At 64.0% G+C, this 15,948-nt stretch carries 16 protein-coding genes; 10 read left to right on the top strand and 6 right to left on the bottom strand.

Features of this window, described 5'->3' with window-relative positions:
• The first annotated feature begins 93 nt into the window (after nucleotides 1–93).
• Together CRO22_RS13845 and CRO22_RS13840 are read left to right on the top strand one after the other, a co-directional pair.
• On the top strand, nucleotides 94–450 hold the full coding sequence (locus CRO22_RS13845) for a CidA/LrgA family protein (protein ID WP_097070759.1): 357 nt from the start codon (nucleotides 94–96) through the stop codon (nucleotides 448–450).
• Nucleotides 443–1,159 carry an LrgB family protein gene (locus CRO22_RS13840; protein WP_097070758.1) on the top strand — a complete coding sequence of 239 codons (717 nt, stop codon included), beginning with the start codon at nucleotides 443–445 and terminating at the stop codon, nucleotides 1,157–1,159. The genes CRO22_RS13845 and CRO22_RS13840 overlap by 8 nt, the downstream gene beginning before the upstream one ends.
• Here the strand turns inward: CRO22_RS13840 and rnhA are convergent.
• The 5 genes from rnhA to CRO22_RS13815 all read right to left on the bottom strand — a co-directional run bounded on the left by rnhA (nucleotide 1,156) and on the right by CRO22_RS13815 (nucleotide 5,873).
• Nucleotides 1,156–1,617, bottom strand: coding sequence for a ribonuclease HI (gene rnhA / locus CRO22_RS13835; RefSeq protein ID WP_097070757.1), 462 nt, complete (start codon nucleotides 1,615–1,617; stop codon nucleotides 1,156–1,158). The genes CRO22_RS13840 and rnhA overlap by 4 nt on opposite strands.
• A complete protein-coding gene (locus tag CRO22_RS13830; RefSeq protein WP_097070756.1) occupies nucleotides 1,617–2,219 on the bottom strand; it encodes a LysE family translocator in 603 nt (200 codons plus the stop codon). Before CRO22_RS13830 ends, rnhA begins: the two co-directional genes overlap by 1 nt.
• Before the next feature lie 7 nt (nucleotides 2,220–2,226).
• Nucleotides 2,227–3,177, bottom strand: a complete 951-nt coding sequence (gene ispH, locus CRO22_RS13825) for a 4-hydroxy-3-methylbut-2-enyl diphosphate reductase (RefSeq protein WP_097070755.1) — start codon at nucleotides 3,175–3,177, stop codon at nucleotides 2,227–2,229.
• 90 nt (nucleotides 3,178–3,267) lie between these two features.
• A complete protein-coding gene (locus CRO22_RS13820) occupies nucleotides 3,268–3,972 on the bottom strand; it encodes a response regulator transcription factor (protein ID WP_097070754.1) in 705 nt (234 codons plus the stop codon).
• Nucleotides 3,969–5,873 (bottom strand): PAS-domain containing protein, encoded by a 1,905-nt coding sequence (locus CRO22_RS13815; protein ID WP_097070753.1) that lies wholly within the window; start codon nucleotides 5,871–5,873, stop codon nucleotides 3,969–3,971. The genes CRO22_RS13820 and CRO22_RS13815 overlap by 4 nt, the downstream gene beginning before the upstream one ends.
• Nucleotides 5,874–6,083: 210 nt before the next feature.
• Between CRO22_RS13815 and CRO22_RS13810 the strand changes: the two genes are divergently transcribed.
• From CRO22_RS13810 to CRO22_RS13775, 8 genes are all read left to right on the top strand, one after another.
• A complete protein-coding gene (locus tag CRO22_RS13810; RefSeq protein WP_097070752.1) occupies nucleotides 6,084–8,249 on the top strand; it encodes an AMP-binding protein in 2,166 nt (721 codons plus the stop codon).
• A complete protein-coding gene (locus CRO22_RS13805) occupies nucleotides 8,246–9,064 on the top strand; it encodes an ABC transporter ATP-binding protein (RefSeq protein ID WP_097070751.1) in 819 nt (272 codons plus the stop codon). Before CRO22_RS13810 ends, CRO22_RS13805 begins: the two co-directional genes overlap by 4 nt.
• Nucleotides 9,057–10,043, top strand: a complete 987-nt coding sequence (locus tag CRO22_RS13800; RefSeq protein ID WP_097070750.1) for a branched-chain amino acid ABC transporter permease — start codon at nucleotides 9,057–9,059, stop codon at nucleotides 10,041–10,043. The genes CRO22_RS13805 and CRO22_RS13800 overlap by 8 nt, the downstream gene beginning before the upstream one ends.
• A gap of 162 nt (nucleotides 10,044–10,205) precedes the next feature.
• Nucleotides 10,206–10,391: a hypothetical protein gene (locus tag CRO22_RS13795; protein ID WP_097070749.1), complete on the top strand. Its 186-nt coding sequence runs from the start codon at nucleotides 10,206–10,208 to the stop codon at nucleotides 10,389–10,391.
• Nucleotides 10,392–10,440: 49 nt separating this feature from the next.
• Nucleotides 10,441–11,517: a branched-chain amino acid ABC transporter permease gene (locus CRO22_RS13790; RefSeq protein ID WP_097070748.1), complete on the top strand. Its 1,077-nt coding sequence runs from the start codon at nucleotides 10,441–10,443 to the stop codon at nucleotides 11,515–11,517.
• Between the two features lie 63 nt (nucleotides 11,518–11,580).
• Nucleotides 11,581–12,867 (top strand): ABC transporter substrate-binding protein, encoded by a 1,287-nt coding sequence (locus CRO22_RS13785; RefSeq protein WP_097070747.1) that lies wholly within the window; start codon nucleotides 11,581–11,583, stop codon nucleotides 12,865–12,867.
• A 49-nt stretch (nucleotides 12,868–12,916) separates the two neighbouring features.
• Nucleotides 12,917–13,738: an ABC transporter ATP-binding protein gene (locus CRO22_RS13780; RefSeq protein ID WP_097070746.1), complete on the top strand. Its 822-nt coding sequence runs from the start codon at nucleotides 12,917–12,919 to the stop codon at nucleotides 13,736–13,738.
• Between the two features lie 78 nt (nucleotides 13,739–13,816).
• Complete coding sequence (locus CRO22_RS13775; RefSeq protein ID WP_097070745.1) at nucleotides 13,817–15,037, top strand: phenylacetate--CoA ligase family protein; 1,221 nt, start codon at nucleotides 13,817–13,819, stop codon at nucleotides 15,035–15,037.
• 9 nt (nucleotides 15,038–15,046) lie between these two features.
• Here the strand turns inward: CRO22_RS13775 and map are convergent, their stop codons facing one another.
• Entirely contained in the window at nucleotides 15,047–15,856 is an 810-nt protein-coding gene (gene map / locus CRO22_RS13770) for a type I methionyl aminopeptidase (RefSeq protein ID WP_097070744.1), read from the bottom strand.
• Nucleotides 15,857–15,948: the final 92 nt, after the last annotated feature.

The following is a 15,948-nucleotide window of genomic DNA, read 5'->3' as shown; positions in this document are numbered from 1 at the left end:
CGGGCTTATCCACAGGATCGACGGATTTCCGCTTGCGCGAAACCGCGCCGCCCCTAAAGTGGTAAAACTTTTTGTCCAATAAGGGGTGAAAGCATGATCCCGGCCCTGGCCATCATTCTGGCGTTTCAATTGGCGGGCGAAGTGATCTCGCGCGGGGCGCATCTGCCGCTACCGGGGCCTGTGCTCGGCATGCTGGGCATGGCGCTCACGATCAGCCTGAGCGCGCGGCTGCGCGAGATGATCCGGCCGGTCGCGCAGGGACTTCTGGGCCATCTGTCGCTGCTTTTCGTGCCCGCGGGCGTGGGGGTGGTCGCGCATATCCCCACGCTGATCGCGCATGGCCCGGCGCTGGCCGTGGCACTCGTCGTCTCGACGCTTCTGGCCATCGTCGTCGGTGCTGTCACCTTCACCCTCGTCGCCCGCCTCATCGGGAGCGCGTCTGATGACTGATGCCGCGCTGATCTGGTCTTACCTCTCCTCACAGCCGCTTTTGTGGCTCACCGCCACGCTCTTTGCTTATTGGGGTGGAGACACGGTGTTTCGCCTTGCCCGGCGCAGCCCGCTTGCCAACCCGGTGATGATCGCGGTGATCCTGCTCGCACTTCTGCTCTGGGTCACCGGCACCAACTACAGCGCCTATTTCGAGGGCGCGCAATTTGTCCACTTCATGCTCGGCCCCGCCACTGTCTGCCTTGCTGTGCCCTTGCAGGCAAACCTCAAGGCGATCCGCAAGGCGCTGGTGCCGATCATCGTGGCGCTGTTTGCGGGCTCTTTCACCGCCGTCGCCTCGGCCCTCGGGATCGCCAAGCTCCTTGGCGCCGATCCCATGCTGCTGGCCTCGCTCGCTCCGAAATCGGCCACCGCGCCAGTCGCCATCGGCATTTCCGAGGCGCTCGGTGGGCAACCGACGCTGACGGCGGTTCTGGTGCTGCTCACCGGGATGATCGGGGCGATTTTCGTCACGCCGATGCTCGATGCGCTCGGCCTGCGGGACTGGCGCGCGCGCGGCTTTGCCACCGGCGTGGCGGCGCATGGCATCGGCACGGCGCGCGCCTTTCAGGTGCATGACACCGCGGGCGCCTTCGCCTCGATCGGCATGGGGCTCAACGCGATCCTCACCGCGGTGCTGGCGCCGCTTGTGCTGCCGTTCTTCCTCTAGCCCTTCGCGGGCTTGAACGGCGCCATGCCCGCGCGGGCCAATTCGTCGGCGCGCTCGTTCTCGGCATGGCCAGCGTGGCCCTTGATCCATTTCCACACCACCTTGTGGCGCGCCTGCGCCGCATCGAGCCGCTGCCAGAGGTCGACATTCTTCACCGGCTTCTTGTCGGCGGTCTTCCAGCCATTGCGCTTCCAGCCGTGGATCCAGCTTTGCACGCCGTTTTTCACATAGGCCGAATCGGTGGTGATGGTGATGGTCGAGGATCGGGTCAGCGCCTCGAGCGCCGAGATCGCCGCCATCAGCTCCATGCGGTTGTTGGTGGTGTCGGCCTCGCCGCCGTTGAGCTCGCGCTCTTTCAGCACTGTCTCGCCGTCCATCGCGCGCATCAACACGCCCCAGCCCCCGGGCCCCGGGTTGCCGGAGCATGCCCCGTCCGTCCAGGCAAAAAGTTCGCTCATCAGGCGCGCTCAAAGGCCAGCCGCAGGCCAAGCGCTGCGAAGGAAGCGGCAAAGGCGCGCCGCATCCACGCCATCACGGCGGGCCGCGAAAGCACAGCCTCACGGCCTGAGGCCGCAAGCCCCGCATAGCCGATAAACACCAGAAAGGTGATCGCGGCAAAGACGATACCGAGCCCGGCCATCACCTCTGTGCCGTCGGTGGGGGCCATGAATTGCGGCAGGAAGGCGAGGAAGAACATCGGCAGTTTCGGGTTCAGGAGGTTGAGCAGGATGCCCTGCCGCACCAGCCGCGCGGGCGAGGCGGGATCGGCTGCGGCGATGGTGAGCCCGCCCGTGCCCTTGAGCGTGCCCCAGGCCATCCACAAAAGGTAAGCGACGCCCGCGTATTTCAGGCCCTGGAACAGCAGCGCAGAGGTGTGCAGCACCGCCGCGAGCCCCGCCATTGCCACGGCAAGGTGGACAAGCGTGGCGATGGTGCAGCCGATTGCGGCCAGAAAGCCCGCCCGGAAGCCCTGCCCCAGCGTGGCCGAAAGCGTGTAGACCACGCCGATGCCAGGAGCAACGCAGACGACAAGCGCGGTGACAAGAAACTCGAAGCTCATCACGGCCTCAGGCGTCGTGGCGGAAGATCCGCGGCGTCTTGAACTCGATCCGTTCCTTCGCGGTCTCGACCGTCTCGACGGTGAGATCGAAGTGATCCTTGAAAGCGTTCAGCACTTCCTCGATCAGCGCATCGGGCGCAGAAGCGCCCGCGGTGAGGCCGACCTTGTCGAGCCCGGAAAGCGCATCCCACGGAATGTCGCTGGCCCGCTCGATCAGGTGAGAGACGGCGCAGCCCGCGGTGCGGCCCACCTCGACCAGCCGTTTCGAGTTCGACGAATTCGGCGCGCCGATCACCAAGAGCGCCTCGACCTGCGGCGCCACCGCCTTTACCGCCGCCTGACGGTTGGTCGTGGCGTAGCAGATGTCATCCTTGCCCGGCCCCACAAGGCTCGGGAAGCGGGCTTTGAGCGCGGCGACCACCTCGGCGGTGTCATCGACCGAGAGCGTGGTCTGGGTGATCCAGGCGAGCTTGTCCGGGTTGCGCACCTCAAGCGCCGCCACATCGGCCGCGGTTTCAACCAGCAGCACCTCGCCCTCGGGGAGTTGCCCCATCGTGCCGATCACCTCCGGGTGGCCGGCATGGCCGATCATGACAATCTGCAAGCCCTCTTCGGCATGGCGCTCTGCCTCCAGATGCACCTTGCTCACCAAGGGGCAGGTCGCATCGACATAGATCATGTTGCGCCGCTCGGCCTCGGCGGGCACCGATTTCGGCACGCCATGGGCGGAAAAGATCACCGGCCGGTCGATCGGGCATTCGTCGAGTTCCTCAACGAAAACAGCGCCTTTCGCCGCGAGCGTGTCGACCACGTATTTGTTGTGCACGATCTCGTGGCGGACATAGACCGGCGCGCCCCATTTCTCGAGCGACATCTCAACGATCTTCACAGCCCGGTCCACGCCCGCGCAAAAGCCGCGCGGGGCGGCGAGGTAAAGGGTAAGGGCAGGTTTCATGATGCGCTCCGTCTTTGCCCCCCAGAGGTAATGCCCCGCGCGGCCCGCGTAAAGTGCGCCCCTGTCGCGGCGGCGATCGGGCGCGGGCGCGGGCTATTCCCAGCGCACCTCGCCAAGGAAGATATAGCCCGCGCCATAGATCGTCTTGATCAGGCGCGGGTTCTTCGGATCTTCGCCAAGCTTGGTGCGCAGCCGCGAGATCCGCACATCCATCGCCCGGTCAAAGCTCTCTCCCGCTGCGCCGCCCAGCGCCTGCTGCATTTGCGCGCGCGAAATCAACCGGTTCGGACTGTCGAGAAAAAGCCGCAGAACTTCTCCCTCGGCATGGGAAAAGGGGGTCTCCGCCCCTCTGGCATCAATCAGCACATAGCGGTCAAACGCCGCCTGCCATCCGGCAAAATGGGCCACTTGCGCCGGGGTGGCGGTGTCGGGGCGCGGTTTTCGCAGCCGCGCACGGATCCGCGCCACCACCTCGGCGGGATCGAAGGGCTTGATGATGTAATCATCTGCCCCGAGTTCGAGCCCGGTGACCCGGTCCTGCACCTGGGCGCGGCCCGAGATGATGATGATTGCCGCCCCCGATTCGAGCGCAAGCCGATGCACCAGCGCCAGCCCGTCGCGATCCGGCAGCCCCAGATCGACAAGGCAGACATCGGGCTGCGACCGCTTCAGCCCGGCCTCGAATTCGGTCGCACGGCCATAGGCGGTGGTGCGGAACCCCGCCTCTTCGAGCGCGTCGACAAGCATCCGGCGGATCTCGGGCTCGTCATCGAGAATGGCGACATGAGGCAGGGTCATCGGGGCACTCCGGCGATGAGCGCAGCGAGTTCCGCCGCGACAAAGGGTTTTTGCAACACCGGGCAGGGCGCGGAGGCACGCAAACGGTCTCCGGGCGGGAGCGAAGTCATCAAGGCCACGGGAAGCCGGTCCATCAGCCGCTCAGCCAGCGCCACGCCGGTTTCTCCGCCCGGAAGCTGGATGTCGGAGAGCACCATGCCGATCTCGGGCAGCGTCGCAAGCGCGCGCGCCTCGGCGGCGCTTTCCGCCTCAAGCACCGAATGACCAAGGCCGCGCAGCATCTCACGCACGCTTGCGCGAATATCGGCATCGTCCTCCACCAGCAGCACCAGCATCGGTGCGAGACCGCTTTCCACCACCCGCAACGGCAGGCGCAGCGTCACGCAGGCGCCCGGCTCGCAATTCTCGATACGGACCGTACCACCCGCAAGCTTGGTCTGGTCATAGACCATGCTCAACCCGAGCCCGGACCCCTCGCCGCCCTTGGTGGTGTAAAACGGGTCCAGCGCGCGCGTGAGCGCCTCCGGACTGAAGCCCGGCCCGGTATCGGTGACGGAAATCTCGATCCAGGTATCCTGAACCGGATGGGCGGCAATGCGGATCGCGCCCCCCCTCGCCCCCATCGCGTCGCGGGCGTTGAGAAGCAGGTTCAGAAGGCTGTCCTGCAACGGGCCGGGGTCGAGCAGGATCGGTGCGGCCAACCCGTCGACATCGATCGACACCGTGACGCGCGCGCCGAGCGTGGGCGCGGCCATCGTGGCAAGATCGGCAATCAGCGCGGGCAGGTTCACCGCCTGAGGGCGGAGCGCGCGCTTGCCGGAAATGGCCGCGATCCGGTCAAGGAGCGTGCCGCCGCGCCGCGCCGCCGAAAGCGTGGCCCGCACCGCGCCCAAAGCCTCGGCGGGCATTCCTTCGGTCCGCATCAACCGCCCCTGCAGCCCGAGGATGATGGTGAGAAGGTTGGCAAAATCATGCGCCATGCCGGAGGTGAGCTGTGCCGCGAGTTCGCGTTTGGCCGATTGCGTCAGCGCCGCCCGCGCCTGGGTTTCCTGCGTCACATCCGCCGAGAGGATATAGACCCCGCGCACCGCGCCGTCCTCCCCGGTATCGGGGGTCAGAGCAATGCGGATGCGACGACCGGAGAGATCATGGGTGATCTCGATCACATTTGCCTCGCCCGCGAAGGCCTTCAAGAAGCCGGGCAGAATGCGCCGGAACGTCTCTGCCCCCAGCACCGCCTCGGCCGGATGGCCGACCGGGTCATCCAGCGAGCCCGGCATGACCGAGGTGATGCGGCGGTTCGAGAAGGTGTAGATGTAATCCACCCCCATATGCGCGATATGGGCGGGCGTCATTTCCGTCACCTGCCGGATCCGCGCCGCGGTTTGCATCAGCTCGTATTGCGTCTCTTCGAGCGCGGCATTGGTCGCGGCCAACTCGCGGTTCGCCGCGGCAAGCCGCTCTGAATGGTCGAGCACCTGCTCAGACAGCTCCGCCGAGCGCGCGCGCAACAGCGCCTCCTGCCGCTTGATCCCGGTGATGTCAGTATAAACGGTGATCCAGCCGCCCTCGGCAAGCGGCGCCCCCTCAACCGCGATGGTGCGCCCGTTCGCCCGCGTGCGCTCCATGTAATGCGGCGCAAAGACCCGCGCCTGCTCCACCCGCGTCGCCACCCATGTCTCGAGATCATCGACCTCGCCATATTCGCCCTTTTCGGCCAGATAGCGGATCGTTTCCGAGAACGGCGTGCCCGGGCGGGTGAGCCGCTCCGGCAGATCGAACATCACTTGATACTGCCGGTTGGACACCGCCAGCCGCAGATCGCTGTCAAAGATCGACAGCGCCTGACCAATCAGATTGAGCCCCGCCTGCGTCAGCCGGGCACGTGCATCCTCGCTCATCGGGCTCCCCTCCCGCCCCATCGCTAGCATCGGATGGCGGCTGCGCAAAGCCCCCAACGCACCCCCGTTGCGCGCGCAAGAATTCGTTAGGATTGGGTAAAAATCAGGAAACCTTTGCCCGCGAGCTTCGAGACAGGTGCCGACGAGGGGGAGACTCGTCCGCACCCGGCGCCGACCGAGTTGGGGCCCGTCCGGCACGAGGGAGGAAAAATGGCAGATCAAGATGTGGCGGAGCAATTCGCCCAGTCGATTCCTGCGCTTCTGGCGAAAAACGTCGAAAGGTTCGGTCACCGCCCGGCCTATCGCGAGAAGGAATTCGGCATCTGGCAGAGCTGGACCTGGGCTGAAGCGGCCGATGAGATCCGGGCCATGGCGATGGGCTTTCTGAGCCTTGGCGTGGAACGGGGCGATCATATCGCCATCATCGGCCGCAACCGTCCGGCGCATTACTGGGCGATGGTGGCGGCGCAGATGTGCGGCGCGGTGCCGGTGCCGCTTTATCAAGACGCCGTGGCCGAAGAGATGGCCTATGTGCTCGAGCATTGCGGCGCGCGGTTTGTCGTTTGCGGAGATCAGGAGCAGGTCGACAAGGTGGTCGAGGTCGAGGACCGCATCCACCACATCCAGCATGTCATGTATACCGACAAGCGCGGCATGCGGAAATACGACCACTCCCGCATGAACGCGCTGGAAGACATCGTGGCCGAGGGCAAGGCGGGCCATTTCCGCTATCAAGGCGAGATCGCGGCTCGCATCGCGGAGCTGACCTACGACAGCACCTGCGTGATGCTTTACACCTCGGGCACCACGGGCAAGCCGAAAGGCGTGGTGCTCTCGAACAGAAACATCATCGAAACGGCGAAGAACTCCGCCGCCTTCGACCACCTTGGCCCCGATGAAGACGTGCTCGCCTATCTGCCGATGGCCTGGGTGGGCGATTTCATCTTTTCCATCGGGCAGGCGATGGTGGCGGGCTTTTGCGTGAACTGCCCCGAGAGCCCCGCCACCATGATGACTGACCTGCGCGAGATCGGGCCGACCTACTTTTTTGCGCCGCCCCGCATCTTCGAGACGATGCTCACCAATGTGATGATCCGCATGGAGGATGCGGGCGATCTCAAGCATGGGCTCTTCAAGCATTTCATGGAATTCGCCAAGGGCACGGGCGAAGAGTTCGGGATGCCGCGCTACCGGGTGAAACGTTCCAAGCCCACGTTGCGGCGGCGGCTGCGCTGGGCTTACCGCTTTTCCATGGGGATCGGCTTTTCCATCGAGACGATGGTGGAAAACGCCGTGCGCCTTGCCATTGTGCGGCTGCGCCACCCGATGGAGCACCGCAAATACTTCACGGCAAAAGGGCCGATCCTCAATATTTATCCGCAACCCTTGCGCGACTATTTCAATTACCGCACCGGCGATGTGACGATTTACGCGCCGCTCAAGAACACGCTCGGGCTGAGCCGCATCCGCGTGGCCTATACCGCAGGCGAGGCGATCGGGCCGGAGATCTTCGAGTTTTACCGCTCGCTCGGCATCAACCTGAAGCAGCTCTACGGCCAGACCGAGGCCTCCGTCTTCATCACCCAGCAGCCCGACGGGCAGGTGCGCGCCGATACGGTGGGCGTGCCCTCCCCCGGCGTCGAGGTGAGAATCGGCGAAAACGGCGAGGTGTTCTACCGCTCGCCCGGCACTTTCGTTGAATATTACAACAACCCCGACAGCACGGCCTCCACCAAGGATGCCGAGGGCTGGGTGGCGACAGGCGATGCCGGTTTCTTCGAGGAAGGCACCGGCCACCTGCGCATCATCGACCGCGCCAAGGACGTGGGCAAGATGGCTGATGGCCGGCTCTTCGCGCCCAAATACGTGGAAAACAAGCTCAAGTTCTACCCCAACATTCTTGAGGCCGTGGTCTTTGGCGCGGGCCGGGATCGCTGCACCGCCTTCATCAACATCGACCTCACCGCGGTTGGCAACTGGGCGGAGCGCAACAACATCGCCTATGCGAGCTATCAGGAGCTGGCCGGGCATCCGCGCGTTTACGAGATGATCCGCGAGCATATCGACGAGGTGAACCGGAGCGTGGCGCAAGACCCGATGCTCTCGGGCTGTCAGATCCACCGCTTCCTCGTTTTGCACAAGGAACTCGACGCCGATGATGGCGAGATGACCCGCACCCGCAAGGTGCGCCGCAACGTGATCGCCGAGAAATACGCCGATCTGATTGCTGCGCTCTATGACGGCGCGACGAGCATCTCCACCGAAACAGAAGTGACCTACGAAGATGGCCGCAAGGGGGCGATCAAGGCCACGCTGCGGATCGAAGATGCAAGCGTTGCGCCCGAAGGGCAGATTCACCGGGAGGCCGCGGAATGAAAGACATGATCGAGGGCTATACCACGGCCGATGGCCGCCAGATCGGCGGCGTACTGATGGAGTTGAAAAACATCACCCTCCGCTTTGGTGGCGTGGTGGCGATCAAGGATATCTCGTTTGATATCCGCGAGGGCGAGATCCGCGCCATCATCGGCCCCAATGGCGCGGGCAAAAGCTCGATGCTGAACGTGATCTCGGGCTTTTATGTGCCCACCGAGGGCGAGGTCTGGTTTCGCGGCGAGCGGCGCCCGGCCATGCGCCCTTATCAGGTCGCCCGCCTCGGCATTGCCCGCACCTTCCAGAACATCGCGCTTTTTGACGGCATGTCGGTGCTCGACAACATCATGACCGGGCGGCTCACACTGATGAAATCGGGGCTTCTGAGCCAAGCGCTCTGGATGGGCAAGGCGGCTGAAGAGGAAGACGCCCACCGCGAAAAGGTCGAGAAGATCATCGACTTCCTAGAAATTCAGAATATTCGGAAAACACCCGTGGGCCGTCTGCCCTATGGGCTGAAAAAGCGGGTGGAACTGGCCCGCGCGCTCGCCGCCGAGCCGAAGATCCTGCTGCTCGACGAGCCGATGGCCGGGATGAACGTCGAGGAGAAGGAGGACATGTGCCGCTTCATCCTTGATGTGAACGACGAATTCGGCACCACCACCGTGCTCATCGAGCATGACATGGGCGTGGTGATGGACCTTTCCGACCGTGTTGTCGTGATGGATTACGGCCGCAAGATCGGCGACGGCCCGCCCGAAGAGGTGCGCAACAATCAAGATGTGATCGACGCCTATCTGGGGGTGGCCCATGACTGACCAGCTTCTCTACGCCGCCGAGGCCGCGCTGAACGGGTTGATGGCCGGGGTGATGTATGCGCTCGTCGCCCTTGGTTTCGTCTTGATCTACAAATCCTCCGGCGTCTTCAACTATGCGCAGGGGGTGCTCGCCCTTTTCGCCGCACTCACGCTCGTTGGCATCCAGAAAGGCCAGGTGCCCTTTGCGCATCTGATCAATGCGATGACCGGCGGGCATCTCGAAACCTTCCCTTGGCAGGTGCCGGCGCTGCTCGCGATTCTGCTCACCGCCGGGGTGATGGTGGGGATGGCGCTCATCATCGAAAAGCTCGTTCTCAAGCATCTCGTCAATCAGGCGCCGATCATCCTCTTCATGGCGACCATTGGCCTTGCCTATTTCCTTGAAGGCTTTGGCGATGTGATGTGGGGCGCCGATATCAAGACGCTCGATGTCGGCCTGCCGCAGGGGATCAACGAGACCATCGAATCGGTGACCGACAGCCTTTTGGGCTACGGCTTCTTCATCGACAATCTCGATATTGTCGCCTCCATCGTCGCGGTGCTTCTGGTCGCGGCACTCACGCTTTTCAGCCAGTATTCGAAACAGGGCCGGGCGCTGCGCGCTGTGGCCGACGACCATCAGGCCGCGCTTTCGGTCGGCATCTCGCTGCGCTTCATCTGGGTTTTGGTGTGGTCCATCGCAGGCTTTGTGGCGCTCGTTGCAGGCATCATGTGGGGCTCCAAATCCGGCGTGCAATTCTCACTCTCGCTCATCGCCTTGAAAGCGCTTCCAGTTCTGATGCTGGGCGGGTTCACCTCGATCCCCGGCGCCATCGTCGGCGGGCTGATCATCGGCATGGGCGAGAAACTCTTCGAATTCTGGATCGGCCCGCTGATCGGAGGCGCCACCGAAAACTGGTTCGCCTATGTGCTCGCGCTCCTCTTCCTCGTGTTCCGACCGCAAGGCCTGTTCGGCGAGCGGATCATCGAGAGGGTCTGAGCATGCTGCGGGTGCAAAAGGAAAAATCTGTTGATTGGCGGGTCGGGCTGCGACATCCTGTCACTTCCCCGGCCGGGCAGGGAGGCCCGGAGCGGGGGGAAGGGTTGCATCACGCGCGGCCCGCTTGCGGGGCTGCGCAAGAGGTAGGGAGGCCTCTTCGCAATGACGCTCAAGACCTGTTCCATCGCCTTCACCATCGGTTGGTTGGCGGCGCTGACCTTCGGCTGGATCGCGCTTGCCGCCCCGCCGGAAGAACCGGCCACGCTGCGCACCATCAACATATTGTTCGCCGCCATGGGCGCCGGGGCCGGGATCTGGTCCTGGATGCGGATCCGGCGCGGCTGCTGAGGGGAACGGCATCGGCCCTCCCCCGCATTCAAAAACGGGGGAGAGGCTGATGTTCTACCGTGAGGCAGGCGATTTCAAGACGAGCTACCGGGCCGACAGCCAGACCTTTCCGATCCGGCTGGACCGGATGGGGTTCTGGGCGGCGATGCTCATAGCCTATGCCGTGGTGCCCTTCGTGATCGACGATTACTGGGCAAACGCGGTCTTCGTGCCGTTCCTGATCTATGCGATCGCGGCGATCGGGCTCAATATTCTGGTGGGTTTCGCGGGCCAGGTGAGCCTGGGCACCGGCGGTTTCATGGCCGTGGGGGCCTATGCGGTCTACAAGCTGATGACCGCCTTCCCTGAGGTGCCCTTTTTCTTCCATGTGATCCTGGCGGGCGGGGTCACCGCTTGCGTGGGCGTGCTCTTTGGCCTGCCTTCGCTTCGGATCAAGGGCTTCTACCTCGCCGTCGCCACCTTGGCCGCGCAGTTCTTTTTGGTCTGGCTCTTCAACAAGGTGCCGTGGTTTTACAACTACTCCGCCTCGGGCCAGATCACCGCGCCCGACCGCACCATGCTGGGCATCTACATCACCGGCGCGCAAACCTCGGCGGTTGCGAAATACCTGTTCTGCCTTGTGATCCTGACGCTGGTGGCGCTCGTTGCGCGCAACCTCACCCGCGGCACCGTCGGGCGCAAATGGATGGCGATCCGCGACATGGACATTGCCGCCGAGATCATCGGAGTGAACCCGCTCACTGCCAAAGTCACCGCCTTCGCCGTCTCCTCGTTCTTCATCGGCATCGCCGGGGCGCTTCTGTTCTCGGTCTATCTTGGCGCCGCGGAAGTGGGCGAGGCTTTCGGCATCAACAAGAGCTTCCTTGTCCTCTTCATGGTGATCATCGGGGGGCTTGGCTCGATCTTCGGCTCTTTCGCCGGGGCGGCTTTCCTCGTGCTTTTGCCGGTGTTCCTGAAGAACGTACTGGTGGGGGCTTTCGGTTGGCCCACCGATGTGGCGGCGCATCTTGAGCTGATGATTGTCGGCGCGTTGATCATTCTGTTCCTGATCGTCGAGCCGCATGGGCTCGCGCAGCTCTGGCGCATCGCCAAGGAGAAACTGAGACTCTGGCCCTTCCCGCATTGAAGGGCCCCAGAAGACCGGAGAACCGGCCAAAGCAACCGAATACGTGATTGGGAGGATGAACGTATGAAAAAGACCTTTGCCGCGCTCGCTGCGGCAGCGCTGATCGCCTCGGCGCAGACGGCGAGCGCCGATCTGACGGTGCCGAACCTGAGCTATCGCACCGGCTCCTATGCCGCCAACGGCATTCCCTATGCCGACGGTTTTGCCGATTATTTCACGCTGTTGAACGAGCGCGATGGCGGCATCGGCGGCGAAAAGGTGGCGGTGCCGGAATGCGAAACCGCCTATAACACCGAAAAGGGCGTCGAATGCTACGAGAGCACCAAGGGGCAGGCGGCGCTCGCCTATAACCCGCTCTCGACCGGCATCACCTATCAGCTGATCCCGAAAGTCACCGCGGACCATCATGTGCTTTATACCCCCGGCTACGGGCGCACCTCGGCGGCGAATGGCTCGGTGTTCGAATGGGTCTTCAACTACCCGGCGAACTATTGGGACGGCGCCTCGGTCGCGGTCAAATATCTGCTCGATGAAAACGGCGGCAGCCTTGAGGGCAAGAAGATCGCGCTTGTCTACCACAACTCCGCCTATGGCAAGGAGCCGATCCGCACGCTTGAGGAACTGGCCAAAAAGCACGGCTTCAGCCTGAGCTTGCTGCCGGTCGACCCGCCCGGACAGGAGCAAAAGTCGCAATGGCTGCAAATCCGCCGCGACAAGCCCGATTACGTGCTGATGTGGGGCTGGGGCGTGATGAACCAGGTCGCGATTCAGGAGGCCGTCAACATCCGCTTCCCGATGGAACACATGATCGGTGTCTGGTGGTCGGGCTCGGAGAATGACGTCGGCCCCGCGGGCGACAAGGCCAATGGCTACAAGTCGATCAGCTTCCACGGCGTCGGCGACGAATTCCCGATCTATGCGGACCTGAAGCAATATGTGTTCGATCCGGGCAAGGCCGCGGGCGCGGGCGACAACCTCGGCAACGTGCTCTATTCGCGCGGCATGTATGCGGCGATGATCATCTCCGAGGCGATCCGCACCGCGCAAGACATGGCGGGCCATGCCGCGGTGACGCCCGATGAGGTGCGCGAGGGCTTCGAGAACCTCAACCTCACCGAGGCGCGTCTGACCGAGCTTGGCCTGCCGGGCTTCGCGCAGGAAATCCACGCCAGCTGCGCCGACCATGGCGGCCCGGGCTCGGCGATGATCCTGCAATGGGATGCGGGCACGAAGAAATGGGGGGCAGTCTCTGACTGGATCACGTCTGACGCCGATGTGCTCGACCCGCTGATTGCCGAGGATTCGGCGGCCTTCGCCGCAGAATCCGGCATTACGCCGCGCTGCCAGTAACCCAACTCCCCCGGCCTTCGGGCCGGGGGTTTCCCCCCGGAGGACGCCCATGCTTGACGCCGCCAAGACCGATACGCTGCTCGAAGTGAACAACATCGAGGTGATCTACAACCACGTGATCCTTGTGCTCAAGGGCGTCAGCCTGTCGGTGCCCAAGGGCGGCATCACCGCGCTTCTGGGCGGCAATGGCGCGGGGAAAACGACAACGTTGAAGGCGATCTCGAACCTGCTGCGCTCCGAGCGCGGCGAAGTGACGAAGGGCACGATCCTTTACCGCGGCGAGCGGGTGCAGGATGGCTCCCCCGCCGATCTCGTGCGCAAGGGGGTCATTCAGGTGATGGAGGGGCGGCATTGCTTTGAACACCTGACGGTGGAGGAGAACCTGCTCACCGGCGCCTATACCCGCAAGGACGGCCGCGCCGAGGTGATGAAAGATCTCGAGATGGTCTACAGCTACTTTCCGCGCCTCAAGGAACGCCGCAAATCGCAGGCGGGCTACACATCGGGCGGCGAGCAGCAGATGGTGGCGATGGGGCGCGCGCTGATGTCCCGCCCGGAGACGATCTTGCTTGACGAGCCCTCGATGGGGCTCGCGCCGCAGTTGGTCGAGCAGATCTTCGAGATTGTGAAGGCGGTGAACGAGGGCGAGGGCGTGACCTTTCTCCTGGCCGAGCAAAACACCAACGTGGCACTGCGCTACGCGCATTACGGCTACATTCTGGAAAGCGGTCGGGTGGTCATGGATGGCCCCGCCGCGCAGCTGCGCGAGAACCCGGATGTGAAGGAGTTCTACCTCGGCATGTCGGATGATGGTCGCAAGAGCTTCCGTGACGTGCGCTCCTACCGCCGCCGCAAGCGCTGGCTCGCCTGACAAACCACTGATTTAATGCAATTGCTGCGCAGCATTCTGCAGCGCAGAAAATCCCGCCAAGGCAAGGGAGAGCCTGCCATGAGCCGCTACTACGACGATCTGGAAACCCGCTCAGCCGATGCCCGCGCCGCGGCCCTTGCGGTGGCGCTGCCGCAGGCGATTGCGCGCGCGCGCACCGCGCCGGGGATGGCGGCGCATCTGGGCCCGGTCGCGGCGGCAGAGATCACCAGCCTTGGCGCTCTGGCAAAGCTCCCGGTGCTGCGCAAATCGGACCTCGGTGCGGCGCAGAAATCTGCCGCGCCCTTCGGCGGGCTGACCACGAAACCGGCCCATGCCTTCGCCCATATCTTCCAGAGCCCCGGGCCGATCTACGAGCCCGGCGATACTTCGTCCGACTGGTGGCGGATGGGGCGGTTTCTGCATGCTGCAGGCGTGGGCCCCGGCGATATCGTGCAGAACTGCTTTGGCTATCACCTGACGCCGGCGGGGATGATCTTCGAAAGTGGCGCGCGCGCGGTGGGCGCAGCCGTGCTCCCCGCCGGAACCGGGCAGACCGAGCTTCAGGTGCGTGCCGCGGTCGACATCGGCACCACCGTTTATGCCGGCACCCCCGATTATCTGAAGGTGATCCTCGACAAGGCCGAAGAAATGGGCGAGCGGCTCGCCATCACGCGCGCGGCGGTGGGCGGTGGCGCTCTTTTCCCGAGCCTGCGCGCCGAATATGCCGCGCGCGGCATCCATTGCCTGCAATGCTATGCCACGGCCGATCTCGGCAATATCGCCTATGAGAGCCCGGCGATGGAGGGAATGATTGTCGACGAGGGCGTGATCGTCGAGATTGTCCGCCCCGGCACCGGCGATCCGGTGGCCGCGGGGGAAGTCGGCGAGGTGGTGGTGACAACGCTCAACCCCGATTATCCGCTCATTCGCTTTGCCACGGGGGATCTGAGCGCTGTGCTGCCCGGCGCCTCCCCCTGCGGGCGCACCAACACCCGCATCAAGGGCTGGATGGGCCGCGCCGATCAGACCACGAAGATCAAAGGCATGTTCGTGCGTCCCGAACAGGTCGCGGCCTTCGTCGCCGCGCATCCCGACGTGCGCCGCGCGCGTGTCGTCGCCTCGCGCGAGGGAGAGATGGATGCGATGACGGTGCGTATCGAAACGCTCTCCACCAATGCAGAACATTTCCTGCCCGGGGTCATTTCTGCGCTCAAGCTCAAGGGCCGGATCGAGCTGGTCGCCCCCGGCTCGCTTCCCAACGACGGCAAGGTGATCGAGGATCTGCGCAAATATGACTGAGCCGCGCGCTCAGCCCCAGGTCGGGTGGAACCGGTTTGCCGGGCTCAGCGTGAAGATCTCACAGCCATCGCAGGTCACCCCCACCGAATGCTCGAATTGCGCCGAGAGCGACTTGTCGCGAGTGACCGCAGTCCAGTCGTCGGAAAGCACCTTGGTTTCGGGCCGGCCAAGGTTCACCATCGGCTCGATGGTGAAGATCATCCCTTCTTCGAGCACGGCCCCCGCGCCCTTGCGGCCATAGTGCAGCACATTCGGCGGCGCGTGGAACACGCGGCCAACGCCATGGCCACAGAAATCGCGCACCACGCTCATGCGCTGCGCCTCGACATAGGCCTGGATCGCATGGCCGATGTCGCCAAAAGTATTGCCCGGTTTTACTTGCTCGATGCCGATCATCAGCGCGTCATGGGTGACCTGGATGAGCCGCTCCGCCTTGCGGGTCAGGTTGCCCGCCACATACATCCGCGAGGTATCGCCGAACCAGCCGTCCAGAATCACCGTCACGTCGATGTTGAGAATATCGCCGTCCTTCAACACTTTCGGGCCCGGGATGCCGTGGCAGACCACATGGTTCACCGAAATGCAGGAGGCATGCTTGTAGCCGCGATAGCCGATTGTCGCCGAGGTTGCGCCGAGTTCCTCCACTCGGTTGCGCACAAAATCGTCGAGCGCGGCGGTCGTCACTCCGGGCTCGATCAGCGGCGCGACCTCGTCAAGGATGCGCGCAGCCACATGGCCCGCCGCCTGCATCCCCTCGTATTCCGCCACGTCATAAATCCGGATGCCGTCCTTCGTCACGCGTCCCGCTGCGTCTGTCACTTTACATCTCCTGCACGAACCGCCCCTAGATAGTCACAATTGCGCCGCTTGGCCAGAGCCGGGCTTTTCCGCAAGGTCGCAGGGGCTTATAC

The organism is Rhodobacter maris (genome assembly GCF_900217815.1).
Lineage (GTDB): Bacteria > Pseudomonadota > Alphaproteobacteria > Rhodobacterales > Rhodobacteraceae > Rhodobacter > Rhodobacter maris.
Note: the sequence above shows the minus strand (reverse complement) of the source record. Positions and strands in the feature narration are given on the sequence as shown.

Coding starts and splice junctions, on each gene's coding strand:
- CRO22_RS13805 (WP_097070751.1), top strand. CDS start 8,246: ATGAAAGACATGATCGAGGGCTATACCACGGCCGATGGCCGCCAGATC.
- CRO22_RS13780 (WP_097070746.1), top strand. CDS start 12,917: ATGCTTGACGCCGCCAAGACCGATACGCTGCTCGAAGTGAACAACATC.
- CRO22_RS13820 (WP_097070754.1), bottom strand. CDS start 3,972: ATGACCCTGCCTCATGTCGCCATTCTCGATGACGAGCCCGAGATCCGC.
- CRO22_RS13800 (WP_097070750.1), top strand. CDS start 9,057: ATGACTGACCAGCTTCTCTACGCCGCCGAGGCCGCGCTGAACGGGTTG.
- rnhA (WP_097070757.1), bottom strand. CDS start 1,617: ATGAGCGAACTTTTTGCCTGGACGGACGGGGCATGCTCCGGCAACCCG.
- CRO22_RS13775 (WP_097070745.1), top strand. CDS start 13,817: ATGAGCCGCTACTACGACGATCTGGAAACCCGCTCAGCCGATGCCCGC.
- CRO22_RS13840 (WP_097070758.1), top strand. CDS start 443: ATGACTGATGCCGCGCTGATCTGGTCTTACCTCTCCTCACAGCCGCTT.
- CRO22_RS13815 (WP_097070753.1), bottom strand. CDS start 5,873: ATGAGCGAGGATGCACGTGCCCGGCTGACGCAGGCGGGGCTCAATCTG.
- CRO22_RS13785 (WP_097070747.1), top strand. CDS start 11,581: ATGAAAAAGACCTTTGCCGCGCTCGCTGCGGCAGCGCTGATCGCCTCG.
- CRO22_RS13810 (WP_097070752.1), top strand. CDS start 6,084: ATGGCAGATCAAGATGTGGCGGAGCAATTCGCCCAGTCGATTCCTGCG.
- CRO22_RS13845 (WP_097070759.1), top strand. CDS start 94: ATGATCCCGGCCCTGGCCATCATTCTGGCGTTTCAATTGGCGGGCGAA.
- CRO22_RS13830 (WP_097070756.1), bottom strand. CDS start 2,219: ATGAGCTTCGAGTTTCTTGTCACCGCGCTTGTCGTCTGCGTTGCTCCT.
- CRO22_RS13795 (WP_097070749.1), top strand. CDS start 10,206: ATGACGCTCAAGACCTGTTCCATCGCCTTCACCATCGGTTGGTTGGCG.
- CRO22_RS13790 (WP_097070748.1), top strand. CDS start 10,441: ATGTTCTACCGTGAGGCAGGCGATTTCAAGACGAGCTACCGGGCCGAC.